The organism is Jiangella ureilytica, assembly GCF_004348545.1.
GTDB lineage: Bacteria > Actinomycetota > Actinomycetes > Jiangellales > Jiangellaceae > Jiangella > Jiangella ureilytica.
The window spans coordinates 60474-74567 of sequence record NZ_SMKL01000002.1; the positions used below are offsets into that span (position 1 = coordinate 60474).

Sequence of the window (14094 nt, forward strand, 5' to 3'; positions counted from 1 at the left end):
GCGTGAGCGGCGACATTGCCGCTCACGCCTTCACGACGGACGAACGAAGGGATCAGGCGATGGTGCCGGCGAACTCGCCCACCGAGGCGGTCTCTTCGTCGACCAGGGTGGCGCCGACGTACGGGCCGACGCGCACGGAACGCAGGGCCTTGTCGTAGGCGTCCATGGCCTCGTCGATGCGGCCGAGGTCGCGGTAGAGGTCGGCCAGCTCGCGCCAGGCGCCCGCTGAGAGCCGCGAGGCATGGATGGCCCCGAGCGCGGACGCCGCGAGCTCCGCCTCGCGGATGCTGCCGTCGACGTCGCCCTGCGCCCGCAGGATGCGCGCCAGGGTGAGCCGGGCGTCCGCGGCCGCGATGGGAGAGTTGCCCTCGAGCTCGCGCAGCGAGGTCTCGACGGAGAGACGGGCCTCGTCGACCCGGCCGAGGCGTAGCAGCGCCTCGCCGCGCTTGATGTGCAGGTTGCCGACGTCGACCTTGCTGCCGTGCTTGTTGATGCTCTCCTCGACCTTGTCGAGGATCTCGAGCGCCTGCTCGGCCTGCGGCTCGCGCGACTGCAGCAACAGCCAGGCGTAGGCGACCTTGAGACGGGCGAGGTTGCGCAGGTCGTCGCCCTCGCCGAACATCGCCAGCGCGCGGTCGACCAGGTTGAGCGCCTGGGCCAGCTCGCCGCGCGACTCGGCGATGATGGAGGCGTTCCAGTAGGCGGCGCCGCGGGTGTGCGGCGTGCCCAGCGAGTCGGCGGCGCTGACCAGCTCGGCGGCCAGCGCCTGCGACCGGACGATGTCGCCGCGGCCGTGGTAGGCGCCCAGCACGTTGCAGCCGAGCCGGATGTACTCGTCGGTCCCCTCGAGACCGAGGCCCGAAGCGGCGCGGCGCGCCTCCTCGCCGATCTGGATGGCCATGTCGAAGTCGCCCGCGAGGTTGTAGCAGCGGGTGAGCGCGATGGCGACGTCGAGCCAGGGCTGGACGGCCGGCGTCTCGCGCGCCTCCTCGGCCAGTTCGCTCAGCAGCTCGATGGCGGCCTCGAGGTCGCCCAGGCGCTCCTTCGCCAGCGCCCGGCCCAGCCGGGCCACCCGGCTCTGCTCGTCGTTGAGGCCGGCGTCGCCGACCAGGACGGTGAACTGCTCGTAGGCGTCTGCGGCACGACCCTCGCGCAGCGCCATCTCGGCGCGGCCAAGGGCGAGGCGGGCCTTCGTGCGGACGGAGGCGTCGACGCCGTCGCGCAGGTACTCGACGTCGATGCGCAGGCGCTCGGCGATGTGCGACAGCGCCGATGCCGCCGGCTGCCGGCGGCCGCTCTCGACGAGCGAGACGTAACTGGGAGACAGCATGCCCTCCGCGATCTCGGCCTGGGACAGGCCGAGCTCCAACCGGCGGGATCGGATACGCTGCCCGACGGGCGTCGGGACCGGCGCCTCGTCCTCTGTTGCTGGCTGGTCTACTGTCATGACAGTATTGGACTACAGCGAGTCATGTTTTTCCAGTCCAAATTCCGACTTTAGGGAGATCGATCGAGGTGAGGGGCGCCAAGAGAACCCTGGTCGCGATCATGGCTGCACTCGCTCTCACGTTCGTGGCCGCGCCGTTGGCCGGAGCCGCGGAAATGCAGCCCCGCAGTCCTGTCGACATGTGCTGCTGACGCACCGCCCATAGACCGCACAGACGGTGTCCGGCGTCTCGCCCCCCGAACGCAGGACACCGTCTGTGCCCCTATTTGCCCTGCATCAGGGCAGCTTTGCGAGAACGACAGTGTCAGCGTGCCCGCCAGTCGGCGGCCAGTCGAATGAGCCTGTCATTGGCCTCCGGCTCGGCCACGGTCACCCGGCAGCCCTCGCCCGCGAACGGCCGCACGACCAGCCCGGCTTCCTCGCAGTACCGGGCGAAGTCGACGGTCCGATCACCCAGTTCCAGCCACACGAAGTTGGCCTCGGTGTGAGGAATCTCCCACCCCTGCGCGACCAGCTCGTCGCGCACGCGGGCCCGTTCGGCCACGAGAGCCTCGACCCGCTCCAGTAGCTCGGGCTCGCGCGCCAGCGACTCGACGGCGGCGCGCTGGGCGATGCCGGAGACGCCGAACGGCACCGCCGTCTTGCGCAGCGCGTCGGCCACCTCGTCGTGCGCCACGGCGAAACCGACCCGCAGCCCGGCCAGCCCGTACGCCTTCGAGAACGTCCGCAGCACGCACACGTTGCGGTGGGCGCGGTAGAAGTCGAGGCCGTCGGCGGCGTCGGGGTCGCGCACGAACTCGCGGTAGGCCTCGTCGACGACCACCAGCACGTCCTCGGGGACGCGGCGCACGAACGCGTCGAGCTCGTCGTGGTGGACCACGGCGCCGGTCGGATTGTTCGGCGTGCACACCAGGACCAGCCGGGTGCGGTCGCCGATCGCGTCGGCCATGGCCGGCAGGTCGTGCCGGGCCCCGGGCGCCAGCGGCACCTGCACCGCCGTCGCGCCCGAGATGCCCACGACGATGGGGTAGGCCTCGAACGAGCGCCAGGCATAGACCACCTCGTCGCCCTCGGTGGCGGTGGCCTGGACGATCTGCTGCAGCACGCCGACGCTGCCCGTGCCGGTGGCCACGTGCTCCGGCGGCACGTCGAACCGGTCGGCCAACGCCGCGACCAGACCCGTCGCGAACATGTCCGGATAGCGGTTCATCGACTCCGCGGTGGCGGTGACGGCCTCGAGCACGCCCGGCAGCGGCGGGTACGGGTTCTCGTTCGACGAGACCTTGAACGCCTGCTCGGCACCGGCCTTCGCGGCGGCCGGCCGGCCCGGCTTGTAGGACGGCAGGCCGTCGAGAGCCTTGCGAATGCGCACCATGCCCGGCACGATAGCCGCTCCCGCGGAGGGCCTCGGATGTGTACGCTCGGCAGCCGTGACGTCTTTCATCATCCGCCTGCTGGTCAACGGGTTCGCCCTCTGGGTGGCGACCCAGATCGTCGACGGCGTGACCATCAGCTCTGACAGCACGTCAAGCGAGATCCTGACCTTGCTTGTCGTGGCCCTCATCTTCGGCCTGGTTAACGCCTTCATCAAACCAGTGGTCCAACTCTTGTCATTGCCGCTGCTGGTGCTGACGCTCGGGTTGTTCACCCTGATCGTCAACGCGTTGATGTTCTGGCTGACCTCCGGGATCGCCGACGCCCTCGACGTGCCCTTCCACGTCGAAGGATTCTTCTGGGAAGCCGTGCTCGGCGCGCTGGTGGTCTCGTTCGTCAGCTGGGTCCTGAATCTGTTGCTGCCCGACTGACGAACGGAGCAGCATCCCCTCATCCGTCCGGCGCTATGCCATGGGCCTTGACGTCGACGCGATACGACCCTTCTTCCGCTGGGCCGATGTTTGACGTACCTTTGGCCCAGCATCCTCTGCACGACGGATAGGCGCCCTTTTCCGCGGGTGCCACGGGGGTTCGTTGTGCCCTGAACTCAGTGTGGGCATGGTGGACATATGACGATCGGCTACGGCCCCGTCGGTTCGGTTCTGAACGAGCAGCCTCCTTCGGGGCATCAGCGCGCCCGGCACCACGGCGACGGCTTGTCCGCGCCGCGGCCGGCCCGGCTGGCGGTGACGACGCCTCCGGGCTATCCGGAGCCCGACTCCAACCGGCACGCGCTCGTGGGCTCCATGGTGTACGAGGTCGTCTACGACGATCCGCACGGCAATCCGATGCTCGCCTTCGCCGACGGCCAATGGTTCGACGTCACGTCCTTCGCTCCGCGTCCGGTGTCGGTCCGGCACGCGCTGCGCCGCGACCCCGCGTGGTCCGGCGCCGTCGTGCAGACCATCTGCCTGTGGATGCGCAGCAACCCCAACCACGAGCGGTCCTTCGATCTGGCCACCGAGCTCGCGTTGGCCGTCGGGGAGCTCGCACGCCAGCGCCGCTGATGCGCGTGGCCGTGTCCGATCCCACCAGTCCGTATCGCGTCTGCGTCGTCTGCGCCGGCAACATCTGCCGCTCGCCCATCGCCGAGTTCGTGCTGCGCCGGCGGCTCGAGGAGGCGGGCCTCGCCGACCTCGTCACCGTCGACTCCGCGGGCACCGGCGGCTGGCACGCCGGCCAGCAGGCCGACCCGCGGGCGCTCGCCGCGCTGCTGGGCCACGGCTACGACGGCGACAGCCACCGCGCCCGGCAGTTCCGCCGCGAGTGGTTCGACGACGTCGACCTCGTGCTCGCGCTCGACCGCGAGAACGTCGCCGACCTCAGCGCGCTGGCACCCGACGACGACGCGCGGGCCAAGGTGCAGCTGCTGCGCGGGTACGACGCCGACGCCGTGGCCGGCGACGACACCGACGTGCCCGATCCCTACTATGGCGACGCCGCGTCGTTCGAGCAGGTGCTGGCCATGATCGAGCGGGCCGCCGACGGTTTCGTCGCCGCCGTCCGGCACGAGATCGAGCTCGACGTGCCGGGCGGTGAGCCCAGTCGACACTGAGCATCTGCACGCCGTGCTGGGCACCGCCGTCGAATCGCTCACCCCGGTCGGCGGCGGTTCCATCTGCGCGGCCCACCGGGCCGTGCTCGGCGACGGCCGCACCGTCTTCGTCAAGACCCGCGACGGCGCCCCGCCCGGCTTCTTCCGGACCGAGGCGCACGGCCTCGAGCGGCTGGCCGGCGCGCGCGGCGGCGTCCCGGTGCCCGAGGTGCTCGCCTACGACGACCGGTGCCTGATCCTCGAGTGGGTCGCCACCGGCGTGCCGTCCGCCGCGGCGGCCGAGCGGCTGGGCCGCGCGCTCGCCGCCACCCACCGGGCCGGCGGCGACGTCTTCGGCTGCGCCGGCGGCGACGGCTGGATCGGCAGCCTCGACCTGCCCGGCGGGCCGTGGACGTCGTGGCCGGACCTGTGGGCCTACGGCCGGCTCGAGCCGTACCTGCGCGCGGCCCGCAGATCCGGCGCCGTCGACAAGCGCACCGTCGCCGACGTCGAGAAGGTCATCGCGGAGCTCCCCCGCCTGGCCGGTCCGGCCGAGCCCGTGGCGCTGGTGCACGGCGATCTGTGGGCCGGCAACGTGCTGTGGACCGACCGCGGCGCCGTCCTCGTCGACCCGGCGGCCCACGGCGGGCACCGCGAGACCGACCTCGCCATGCTCACGCTGTTCGGGCTGCCGCATCTCGACCGCGTCCTGGCGGCCTACGACGAGGCCTGGCCACTGGCCGCCGGCTGGCGCGAGCGGGCGGCCCTGCACCAGCTGCACCCGGTGCTCGTGCACGCGGTCCTGTTCGGCGGCTCCTACGGCGCCCAGGCGGGGCAGCTGGCCCGGCAGGCCCTGCGCGCCGGCTGACCGCGGCCGGTTCGCCGCGGCACCGAAGGCCGGCCGCAGGGTCCCGGCGGTGGCGGTCCCACGAGGGAATGGGGGAATTGCCCTCCTCCTGAAGTCGGACACGCTGGTTCGGCACCGCGAATGAGCTGGTCCGTACCCATGACCCGATAGGTTCACAGCGACCGACCACCCCGGGAGAAGCATGATCACGGCCCAAGGGCTCTACAAGCGATACGGCGCGAAGGTCGCCGTCGACCATCTGTCGTTCGAGGTGCGGCCGGGCATGGTGACCGGCTTCCTCGGACCCAACGGCGCCGGCAAGTCCACGACGATGCGGCTCATGCTCGACCTCGACAACGGGGGCGGCGAGACGCTGTTCGACGGCCGGCGCTTCGGCACCATCCGGCACCCCATGCGCGAGATCGGCGCGGTGCTGGAGTCCAAGGCATTCCACCCGACCCGCACTGCCCGCAACCACCTGCGCATGCTGGCCGCCGGCAGCGGCATCCCGTTCTCCCGCGCCGACGAGGTGCTCGAGTTCGTGGGGCTCACCGACGTCAGGAACAAGAAGCCGAAGGGCTTCTCGCTCGGCATGGCGCAGCGGCTCGGGCTGGCCCAGGCGCTGCTGGGCGATCCGCAGACGCTCATCCTCGACGAGCCGGCCAACGGCCTGGACCCGAGCGGCATCCACTGGCTGCGCACCGTGCTCAAGTCGCTGGCCGACCAGGGCCGGACGATCTTCGTCTCGAGCCACCTGCTGTCCGAGATGGCGCTGATGGCCGATCAGCTCGTGGTCATCGGCCGCGGCACGATGATCTACAACGGTGACGTCGACGGGTTCGTCCGCAACTTCACCCAGGCCAGCGTCGTCGTCCGCTCGCCGCAGGCGGCCCAGCTGGCCGAGCTGCTGCGCCGGGTCGACGGCGCCACCGTCGAGGAGCTCACCGAGAACGTCCGTCACGGTGTGGCGGCCGCCGTCGCCGCCGCGGCGGACGGCGCCGACGCTGCGGTCGCCGACGCTGCGGTCGCCGAGGATGCGGTCCGCGCGGCCGGTTCCGCGCTGTCGCCGGGGCTGCGGGTGTCGGGCATGGAGACCGCCGCCGTCGGCGAGCTGGCCTTCCAGAACGGCATCCTGCTGCACGAGCTCGCCACCCAGACGGCCTCGCTCGAGGCCGCGTTCATGACGGCGACCGGCGAGTCCGTGGAGTACCGGGCGCACGATCTCGACGAGGCCCCGCCCGGCGGCCCGCAGGACGGTCCTCCGGCCGCGCCGCCCGTCCCGCCGTCGCAACCCGGTGGCCCGACTCCCGGAGGTGCGGCATGAGCAGCGCGCTTCGCTTCGAGTGGGTGCGTCTGCGCACCCTGCGCTCGACCTACTGGCTGGTCGGCATCGGCCTGCTCATCACGGCGGGCGTGGCGTTCATCATCGCCTACGCCACCCGCAACGAGCCGCTCGACGCCGACATCGCGGCCCAGGTGCTCACCGGCGGCGCCGACTTCGCCACGTTCATCCCGGTGTTCACGGCGATCATCGGCATCTTCTCCACCGGCCACGAGTACCGGCACGGCACCATCCAGCCGACGCTGACGGCCATCCCGCAGCGGTCGCGGCTGCTGATCGCGAAGATCATCATGGTGAGCCTGTGCGCCGTCGTCGTGGTGGCGCTCTCGCTGGTCATCAACCTGGCCATCGGCATGATCTTCTGGGGCGAGGTGCCGTCGTTCGGCGAGCCGCTCAACGAGGTCATCCCCGGCTACTTCGTGCTCGTCGTGCTGTACGGCATCTGCGGCCTCGCGCTGGCCCAGCTGTTCCGCGGCGTGCCGAGCGCGATCGTGGTACTGCTGGTGACGCCGCTGCTGGTCGAAGGGCTGATCTCCGGCCTGTCGCTGGTGCCGGCGCTCGACTGGCTGCAGCCGGCGCTGAAGTTCCTGCCGTTCTCGGCCGGTGCACGGCTGCTGGCCACCGGCCCGTACGACCCTCAGGGCGGCCCGGACTTCGACTTCCTGTCGCGCTGGGCGTCCGGTGGCGTGTTCGCCGCCTTCGTGGCGATCATCCTCGCCGTCGCCTGGTACCTGTTCAAGAAGCGCGACGCCTAGCCGACCCCGAGGCGGCGTAGTCGACGGTGACGGTCGCCGTGATCTCGATCTGCTCCGGGCGCATCGAGACCACGGCGCCGCCGCCGGCGTCGGCACCCATGGGGACGATCTTGTAGGCGCGGGAGCCCTCGAACCCGGGCTGGGTGTGCGGCCGCAGCCCCGGCTCGAACAGGGCGGTGGCGGTGGCCGTCGCGTAGCCGAGCTCGGCGGCGTAGGCGTCGGCCCGCTCCTGGGCGTCGCGGACGGCCTCGGCCCGGACCTCGCGCTCGACCTCGGTGCGGCGATCGCGCGTCAGCTCCCACTCGACGCCGTCGACCACCACGCCGTCGATGGCGCCGACTTCGGTGACCCAGTCGGACAGCGCCGTGAAGTCGGAGAACCGCACGGCCACCCCGGCCGCCGCGACCTGGAACGTCTCGCTGACGTCGGAGTCGCGCAGGTAGCGCTGGACGGTCGACACGTACAGCTGGTCGGCCGACCACCGGGTCGCCGCACCGGCGGACACGTGCCGCCCGGCCTCGGCGGACAGCCGGGCGTGCAGGTCGGCGACCACGGGGACGACGTCGGCCGAGCGGCGCGCCTCGGCCGTGGCGCGCAGGTGGACGGTGCCCCGCTCGGCGGGCAGGAAGCGATGGGCGGTGCCGGCGACCGTGATGGTGACCATGCGCCCATTGTGGCTCAGACGGTGACCTCGCCATGGGCCGTTCGGAAGCGGACGGAGCGCACGCCCGGGCCGCCGTTGGCCGGCAGCCAGCACACGTCGACGTCGTCGAGCGGGTGGTCCTCGGGCTCGCCGAGCCAGGCCGTCACGAAGTGCGGGTCGCCGGCGATCTCGAGGCTGAGCAGCTCGACGTCGTGGCCGCCCTTCGACGGGTGCTCGGCCGGGTCGGACTCCCAGTGGACGAAGAACGGCAGCTGCGGGTCGTTCATCAGGCCCATGACGCCGATCTGCTTCCAGACGAGGTCGAACCCGTCGGGCCGCACGCGGTGGCCGTCGACGGCGGGACGGCCCAGCCGCTCCTCGACCGGGGCGAGGTCGTCGACGGCGACCACCCAGCCGAGCCAGCCGCCGCCGGCCTCGGAGCGCGTCTTCACCGCCTGCCCGAACGGCACCTTGTCGACCGCGGGATGGTCGAGGGCGGCCACCACCTCGAGGTAGTGGCCGCCGGCGAGCGGAAGTACGCGGTTGCGGGTGCCGAACCGCGGGTGCAGCCCGCCGTCGACGAGGCCGACACCGAGCTCTCCGGCCAGCCGCGCGGCCGTGGCGTCGAGTCCGTCCGGTCCTGCGGCGTACGAGACGTGATCGAGGCGCATCCCCGCATCGTGGCAGCCTCCGGACCGGTTTGGCGAACCGAGCACCGTGCCGCGGATGGGTCCGGCCGGTGCGTTACGGTTGCAGATCGGTGATCACTTCGATCGGGAGGATCCGGGACGAAGGGGCACCCGCACCGGTAGAAATGATCAAGCATCTTCTGTGGCATCGATCCAGCACCCCTGGAGGCGACTGCGCGTGAGCATCGAGATCACCAGGACCGCCCGCAGCTACGCCGCCTACCTGGACGGAACCCGGGTGGGCGAACTCACCTACATCCGCCGCGCCCACGAGATCGTGGCCCTGCACACCGAGGTCGGCGAGGCCGCCGAGGGCAAGGGCATCGGTGGCGCGCTGGCCCGGGCGCTGCTCGACGACGCCCGTGAAGGCGGCCTGAAGGTCGTCCCCCAGTGCCCGTTCGTGGCCGGCTACCTCGACCGCCACTCCGAGTACGACGACCTGCGCGCCGGCTGACCTCAGGTCTCCAGCGCCGCCCGCAGCCGGCGGGCGGCACCCGCGGGATCGTCGGCCGCGGTGATGGCCCGCACCACGACCACCCGGCGGGCGCCGGCGTCGACGACCTCACGGACGGTGTGCTCGTCGATGCCGCCGATCGCGAACCACGGCGTCGACGGCGCGGTCTCGGCGACGGCCCGGACCGTGTGCACGCCGACGGGCGGCCGGCCCTGCTTCGTGGGCGTGGGCCAGACCGGCCCGACGCAGAAGTAGTCGATGTCCGGGTCCGCCTCGGCCACCGCGGCCTGCTCGACAGAGTGCGTCGAGCGTCCCAGCAGCACGTTCGGGCCCAGCAGCCGCCGGCTCGCCGCCACCGGAAGGTCCTCCTGGCCGGTGTGCAGGATCGCCGACCCGGCCAGCTCGGCGAGGTCGGCGCGGTCGTTGACGGCCACCAGGACGCCGTGCTCCGCCGCGACCCGTGCCACCAGCGACTGCAGCTCCAGCTCGGCGCGTGCGTCGAGCGTCTTGTCGCGCAACTGGACGATGTCGACGCCACCGGCCAGCGCCGCGTGCAGGAACGGCTCGAGGTCGCCGCGGTCGCGCCGCGCATCGGTGCACAAGTAGAGCCGGGCGCCGGCCAGCCGCCGTCTCGCGTCGGAGGTCACAGGCGGAGTCTGCCACGGGCGGAGTACGGTGGTGAGTGCACGGGAGCCCTGGCGGCAGGGCTGAGAGGGCCAGCAGGCCGACCGTAGAACCTGAACTGGGTCATGCCAGCGGAGGGAGCGATCAGGTGGGTGTCGACGTGGCCGTCGTGGGCTGCGGCATCATCGGCGCCGCGGCGGCGTGGCGGCTGTCGCAGCTCGGCCTCGCGGTCACCGTCCTCGACCCCGCGCCAGGCGACGGCGCCACCTTCGCGGCCGCGGGCATGCTGGCCGACGTCACCGAGGCGGAGTTCGGCGAGGACCACCTGACGGCGCTGAACGTCGCGTCGGCGCGGGCGTGGCCGGACTTCGCCGCCGAGTTGTCCGAGGCAGCGGGCGGCGCGGATCTCGCCTTCCGGCGCTCCGGCACGCTCACCGTCGCCTACGATTCCGGCGACCGGCAGCACCTGCACCGGCTGCTCGACCTGCGACGCGGGCTCGGCCTGCCGGTCGAGGAGATCACCGTCGACGACGCCCGCGGGCTGGAGCCGCTGCTCGGCCCGCGCATCGCCGGCGCCACCTGGACGCCGGACGAGCACCAGGTCGACCCGCGCCGGGTGCACGCGGCACTGCTGGCCGTGCTGGCGGACCGTGGCGTGGCGATCGTCCGCCGCCGCGTCGCGGAGCTGCGGCTGACACCGTCGGGCACCGTCGGCGGGGTGATCGACGATCACGGGGAGCGGCACACGGCCGGGTCGGTGCTGCTGGCGGCCGGCTGGGCCAGCCGCCGGCTGGTCCGCGACCTCGCCCGCGCGCTGCCGGGCCTGTCCGCCGTCCCCACCCGGCCGGTCAAGGGACAGGTGCTGCGGCTCGACGGGTCGGGAGAGCCGGGGTTCACGCTGAGCCGGGTGGTGCGCGGCTTCGTCCAGGCCCGGCCCGTCTACCTCGTGCCGCGGACCGGCGGCGAGGTCGTCGTCGGCGCCACCAGCGAGGAGCAGCCCGACGACCGGCGGGTCACCGCCGGCGCGACGTTCGCGGTGCTGCGCGACGCCCGGGCGCTGGTGCCGGGCATCGACGAGCTGCCCCTCACCGAGCTGACGGCGCGGGCCCGGCCGGGCAGCCCGGACAACCTGCCCCTCATCGGCGATTCGGGCATTCCCGGCCTGGTCCTCGCGACCGGCCACTACCGCAACGGCATCCTCCTCGCGCCGATCACCGCGTCGGCGCTCGCCGCTCGGTACGGTGCGGGAACGGTGCCCGAGTGGGCCGCGGCGGCGGACCCGCGCCGGTTCGCCGCGACTGTGACGGGAGGACCCCCATGACCACGGTGGTGACGGTCAACGGCGACATCGTCGCCTTCGACTCCGACGCGACGCTGGGCGACGTGGTGCTGCGCACCATGACCAAGCCCGACGGCACGTTCAGCGACCGCGGCATCGCCGTCGCCGTCAACCAGATCGTCGTGCCGCGCGCCGAGTGGCCGGCCACAAGCCTGCGACCCGACGACAAGATCGAGATCATCACCGCCGTCCAAGGAGGCTGACATGACCGGCCACGATCCGCTCGTCATCGCCGGCGTGGAGCTGACGTCGCGGCTCATCATGGGCACCGGCGGCGCTCCGAGCCTGCTCGGGCTCGAGGCGGCGCTGCTGGAGTCCGGGACGGAGCTGACGACGGTCGCGCTGCGGCGGGTGCAGGCCGGTGGCGAGGGATCGGTCTGGGAGCTCCTGCAGCGCAACGGCATCCGCGCGCTGCCGAACACCGCCGGCTGCTTCTCCGCCGCCGAGGCCGTGCTGACGGCGAAGCTGGGCCGCGAGGCGTGCGAGACGGACTGGGTGAAGCTCGAGGTCATCGCCGACGACGTCACACTGCTGCCCGACCCCGTCGAGCTGGTCTCGGCCGCTCGCCAGCTGGTCGACGACGGCTTCACCGTCCTGCCGTACACCAACGACGACCCCATCCTGTCGCGCAAGCTCGCCGACGTCGGCTGTGCGGCGGTCATGCCGCTCGGTGCGCCCATCGGCACCGGGCTGGGCATCCTCAACCCGCGCAACATCGCCGCGATCGTCGCCGACGCCTCCGTCCCGGTCATCCTCGACGCCGGCATCGGCACCGCCTCCGAGGCCGCGCAGGCCATGGAGCTCGGATGCGACGGCGTCCTGCTCGCCACCGCGGTCACCCGCGCCGCCGACCCCGTCCGCATGGCCCGGGCGATGCGGCTGGCGGTCGAGGCCGGCCGCGACGCCGCGCTGGCCGGCCGGATCCCGCGGCGCGAGGACGCGTTGGCGTCGTCGCCGGTCGACGGGCGGGCCAACCTGGATCTGGCGATGTGACCGTCCCGGGTGTCGGCGTCCGGCTGTCGCCGGATGATCGTTCCTGGCACGATTCGTCCTCATGGGTCTGATCGACGTCCTCCTGCTCGACCTCGACGGCGTGGTGCGCCACTACGACCCGGCGGCGACAGAGGCGATCGAGCGGAAGAGCGGGCTGCCGCCGGGCAGACTGCACGAGACGGCGTTCGAGACCCGGCTGCTGCACTCGGTCGTCACCGGCGCCATCACCCGGGCCGAGTGGGTCGACCGCGTCGCGTCCGCCGTCGGGCCGGTGGCCGCCACCGCCTGGGCGACGCAGCGTCCCGCCGTCGACCGCGAGGTGCTGACACTGGTCCGCAAGCTGCGGGTCGACGGCGTCCGGGTCGGCCTGCTCACCAACGGCACCGACCGCGTCGGCGCCGAACTGGCCGAGCTGCGCATCGCCGACGACTTCGACGAGGTCTTCAACTCCGCGGAGATCGGCGTGGCCAAGCCCGATCTCCGGATCTTCATGCACGTGCTGCGCGTGCTGGGTGTGGCGCGCTCGGCCGTCCTCTTCCTCGACGACTCCTCGGCCAATGTGCGCGGTGCGTCGGCGGTCGGCATGCGGGCACACCTGTTCACGTCGGCGAGCGATCTGACCGACGCGTGCAAGATGTATCGGCTGATCTGACCGCCGGTGTCAGTCGGGTCCGCTACGGTCTGACGCACGAGGTGAGGCAGATGACCGACGTCGACGCCGTGGTGCCGCTGACACGTGTCGAACCGCCACTGCGGGCCGCCGAGAAGGACGCGCTGGTGCTCCGGCTCGACTTCCTGCGCGAGACCGTGGTCAACAAGGTGGCCGGCCTGACCACCGAGCAGGCCACCACGGCCTCCGTCCCGCCCAGCACCCTCACCCCCGCCGGCATCGTCCGGCACCTCATGTGCGTCGAGCGGTGGTGGTTCGCCCTCGACTTCGCCGCCCTCCCCGACGTCCCCGACCCCTGGGGCGAGCACGACGCCGGCGGCTTCGACCTCGAGCCCGGCGAGACGCTGGCGTCCGTCGTCCGCACCTACCTGGCCGAGTGCGCGCGGTCCAACGAGGTCATCGCCGCCAACTCTCTGGACGACGTCGCGCGCAGCGAAGGCTTCGACTTCGACCTGCGGTACGCCGTCATCCACCTGATCGAGGAGACCGGCCGCCACTGCGGCCACCTCGACCTCCTCCGCCAGGTCATCGACGGCGCCGTCGGCGAGTGACGCCCGCTGACGTCGTCAGTCGCCGATGCGCAGGCGGATGCGGCGGAAGCCGCGGCCCTTGTTCTCGACCTTCGCCACGTCGATGCGCCCGATCTGCTTGGTCGACGCGACGTGGGTGCCGCCGTCGGCCTGCAGGTCGAGACCGTTGATGTCGACCAGGCGGATGTCCTCGAGGTCGGGCGGCAGGAGGTCGGTCGCCGTCTTGACGATGGGGCCCAGGGCGTAGGCCTCCTCCCGCGGCAGGACGCGGACCTGGATGGCGCGGTCGGCAGCCACCTCCGCGTTCAGCGCCGCAGTGAGGTCGTCCTTGAAGCCGGGCGGGACCTCGGCGAGGTCGAAGTCGAGGCGGGCCTGGCCGGGCTCCATGTTGCCGCCGGTGACCGGCACGCCGAAGTCGCGCGCCATGACGCCGCAGAGGACGTGCAGGCCCGAGTGGGTCCGCATGAGCAGGCTGCGCCGGTCGTCGTCGACGGCGCCGCGGACCCGGGTGCCGACCGGCGGCAGCGGGTCACCGGGGTCGGGGACCAGCCACAGGTCGTCGCGCGGGCGGACGCCGACGATGCGGGTCTGCACCCCGCCCCAGATCAGGACGCCCTGGTCCGGCGGCTGGCCGCCGCCGCCGGGGTAGAAGGCGGAGCGGTCGAGCACCAGCCCGTCCTCGGGATCGCTGGCCAGGACCGTGCAGTCCCACTCGCGCAGCGTCTGGTCGTCGAGCTCGAGCCGGTGGGTACGGCCGTGGTGGTCATGTCGCACCCCACGGACCGTACTCCCG

At 72.4% G+C, this 14094-nt stretch carries 18 protein-coding genes and 1 riboswitch; of the genes, 12 read left to right on the forward strand and 6 right to left on the reverse strand.

Going from position 1 to position 14094, the window contains the following annotated elements; all coding sequences use genetic code 11:
* Window positions 1-52: 52 nt before the first annotated feature.
* Window positions 53-1447: a helix-turn-helix domain-containing protein gene (locus E1212_RS01245; RefSeq protein ID WP_131977934.1), complete on the reverse strand. Its 1395-nt coding sequence runs from the start codon at window positions 1445-1447 to the stop codon at window positions 53-55.
* A 304-nt stretch (window positions 1448-1751) separates the two neighbouring features.
* Window positions 1752-2822, reverse strand: coding sequence for a histidinol-phosphate transaminase (gene hisC, locus E1212_RS01250; RefSeq protein WP_131977937.1), 1071 nt, complete (start codon window positions 2820-2822; stop codon window positions 1752-1754).
* Between the two features lie 55 nt (window positions 2823-2877).
* Here hisC and E1212_RS01255 point away from each other — a divergent pair, with 55 nt between their 5' ends.
* The 6 genes from E1212_RS01255 to E1212_RS01280 all read left to right on the forward strand — a co-directional run bounded on the left by E1212_RS01255 (window position 2878) and on the right by E1212_RS01280 (window position 7359).
* Window positions 2878-3252, forward strand: coding sequence for a phage holin family protein (locus tag E1212_RS01255; protein ID WP_131977940.1), 375 nt, complete (start codon window positions 2878-2880; stop codon window positions 3250-3252).
* Between the two features lie 198 nt (window positions 3253-3450).
* Window positions 3451-3888 carry a hypothetical protein gene (locus E1212_RS01260; protein WP_131977943.1) on the forward strand — a complete coding sequence of 146 codons (438 nt, stop codon included), beginning with the start codon at window positions 3451-3453 and terminating at the stop codon, window positions 3886-3888.
* 11 nt (window positions 3889-3899) lie between these two features.
* Complete coding sequence (locus E1212_RS01265) at window positions 3900-4436, forward strand: low molecular weight protein-tyrosine-phosphatase (protein WP_238992214.1); 537 nt, start codon at window positions 3900-3902, stop codon at window positions 4434-4436.
* Complete coding sequence (locus E1212_RS01270) at window positions 4417-5283, forward strand: fructosamine kinase family protein (RefSeq protein ID WP_203416130.1); 867 nt, start codon at window positions 4417-4419, stop codon at window positions 5281-5283. Before E1212_RS01265 ends, E1212_RS01270 begins: the two co-directional genes overlap by 20 nt.
* 181 nt (window positions 5284-5464) lie before the next feature.
* A complete protein-coding gene (locus tag E1212_RS30285; protein ID WP_131977949.1) occupies window positions 5465-6586 on the forward strand; it encodes an ATP-binding cassette domain-containing protein in 1122 nt (373 codons plus the stop codon).
* On the forward strand, window positions 6583-7359 hold the full coding sequence (locus E1212_RS01280) for an ABC transporter permease (protein WP_131977952.1): 777 nt from the start codon (window positions 6583-6585) through the stop codon (window positions 7357-7359). The genes E1212_RS30285 and E1212_RS01280 overlap by 4 nt, the downstream gene beginning before the upstream one ends.
* On the opposite strand, the gene E1212_RS01285 is transcribed toward E1212_RS01280, so the two are convergent.
* Window positions 7340-8023: an SIMPL domain-containing protein gene (locus E1212_RS01285; protein ID WP_131977955.1), complete on the reverse strand. Its 684-nt coding sequence runs from the start codon at window positions 8021-8023 to the stop codon at window positions 7340-7342. The genes E1212_RS01280 and E1212_RS01285 overlap by 20 nt on opposite strands.
* A 14-nt stretch (window positions 8024-8037) precedes the next feature.
* Window positions 8038-8673, reverse strand: a complete 636-nt coding sequence (locus tag E1212_RS01290; RefSeq protein ID WP_131977958.1) for a VOC family protein — start codon at window positions 8671-8673, stop codon at window positions 8038-8040.
* 196 nt (window positions 8674-8869) lie between these two features.
* On the opposite strand from E1212_RS01290, the gene E1212_RS01295 reads away from it, so the two are divergent.
* Complete coding sequence (locus tag E1212_RS01295; RefSeq protein ID WP_203416132.1) at window positions 8870-9145, forward strand: GNAT family N-acetyltransferase; 276 nt, start codon at window positions 8870-8872, stop codon at window positions 9143-9145.
* A gap of 2 nt (window positions 9146-9147) precedes the next feature.
* On the opposite strand, the gene thiE is transcribed toward E1212_RS01295, so the two are convergent.
* Complete coding sequence (gene thiE, locus E1212_RS01300; RefSeq protein WP_131977964.1) at window positions 9148-9792, reverse strand: thiamine phosphate synthase; 645 nt, start codon at window positions 9790-9792, stop codon at window positions 9148-9150.
* 29 nt (window positions 9793-9821) lie between these two features.
* A riboswitch (TPP riboswitch) is annotated at window positions 9822-9926 on the forward strand.
* On the opposite strand from thiE, the gene thiO reads away from it, so the two are divergent.
* From thiO to E1212_RS01325, 5 genes are all read left to right on the forward strand, one after another.
* Entirely contained in the window at window positions 9918-11090 is a 1173-nt protein-coding gene (gene thiO / locus E1212_RS01305; RefSeq protein ID WP_131977967.1) for a glycine oxidase ThiO, read from the forward strand. Its footprint overlaps the riboswitch before it by 9 nt.
* Window positions 11087-11311 (forward strand): sulfur carrier protein ThiS, encoded by a 225-nt coding sequence (gene thiS, locus E1212_RS01310; protein ID WP_131977970.1) that lies wholly within the window; start codon window positions 11087-11089, stop codon window positions 11309-11311. The genes thiO and thiS overlap by 4 nt, the downstream gene beginning before the upstream one ends.
* 1 nt (window position 11312) lies before the next feature.
* Window positions 11313-12101, forward strand: a complete 789-nt coding sequence (locus E1212_RS01315) for a thiazole synthase (protein WP_131977973.1) — start codon at window positions 11313-11315, stop codon at window positions 12099-12101.
* 61 nt (window positions 12102-12162) lie between these two features.
* Window positions 12163-12753, forward strand: a complete 591-nt coding sequence (locus E1212_RS01320) for an HAD-IA family hydrolase (protein ID WP_131977976.1) — start codon at window positions 12163-12165, stop codon at window positions 12751-12753.
* Window positions 12754-12803: 50 nt separating this feature from the next.
* On the forward strand, window positions 12804-13322 hold the full coding sequence (locus tag E1212_RS01325) for a DinB family protein (RefSeq protein ID WP_131977979.1): 519 nt from the start codon (window positions 12804-12806) through the stop codon (window positions 13320-13322).
* A gap of 15 nt (window positions 13323-13337) precedes the next feature.
* Here the strand turns inward: E1212_RS01325 and E1212_RS01330 are convergent, their stop codons facing one another.
* On the reverse strand, window positions 13338-14075 hold the full coding sequence (locus E1212_RS01330) for an alanyl-tRNA editing protein (protein ID WP_131977982.1): 738 nt from the start codon (window positions 14073-14075) through the stop codon (window positions 13338-13340).
* Window positions 14076-14094: the final 19 nt, after the last annotated feature.

Excerpts from the sequence above, each read along its gene's own strand:
- E1212_RS01290 (WP_131977958.1), bottom strand. The coding sequence starts at position 8,673 with ATGCGCCTCGATCACGTCTCGTACGCCGCAGGACCGGACGGACTCGAC.
- E1212_RS01280 (WP_131977952.1), top strand. The coding sequence starts at position 6,583 with ATGAGCAGCGCGCTTCGCTTCGAGTGGGTGCGTCTGCGCACCCTGCGC.
- E1212_RS30285 (WP_131977949.1), top strand. The coding sequence starts at position 5,465 with ATGATCACGGCCCAAGGGCTCTACAAGCGATACGGCGCGAAGGTCGCC.
- hisC (WP_131977937.1), bottom strand. The coding sequence starts at position 2,822 with ATGGTGCGCATTCGCAAGGCTCTCGACGGCCTGCCGTCCTACAAGCCG.
- E1212_RS01325 (WP_131977979.1), top strand. The coding sequence starts at position 12,804 with ATGACCGACGTCGACGCCGTGGTGCCGCTGACACGTGTCGAACCGCCA.
- E1212_RS01285 (WP_131977955.1), bottom strand. The coding sequence starts at position 8,023 with ATGGTCACCATCACGGTCGCCGGCACCGCCCATCGCTTCCTGCCCGCC.
- E1212_RS01245 (WP_131977934.1), bottom strand. The coding sequence starts at position 1,447 with ATGACAGTAGACCAGCCAGCAACAGAGGACGAGGCGCCGGTCCCGACG.
- thiS (WP_131977970.1), top strand. The coding sequence starts at position 11,087 with ATGACCACGGTGGTGACGGTCAACGGCGACATCGTCGCCTTCGACTCC.
- E1212_RS01320 (WP_131977976.1), top strand. The coding sequence starts at position 12,163 with ATGGGTCTGATCGACGTCCTCCTGCTCGACCTCGACGGCGTGGTGCGC.
- E1212_RS01315 (WP_131977973.1), top strand. The coding sequence starts at position 11,313 with ATGACCGGCCACGATCCGCTCGTCATCGCCGGCGTGGAGCTGACGTCG.
- E1212_RS01260 (WP_131977943.1), top strand. The coding sequence starts at position 3,451 with ATGACGATCGGCTACGGCCCCGTCGGTTCGGTTCTGAACGAGCAGCCT.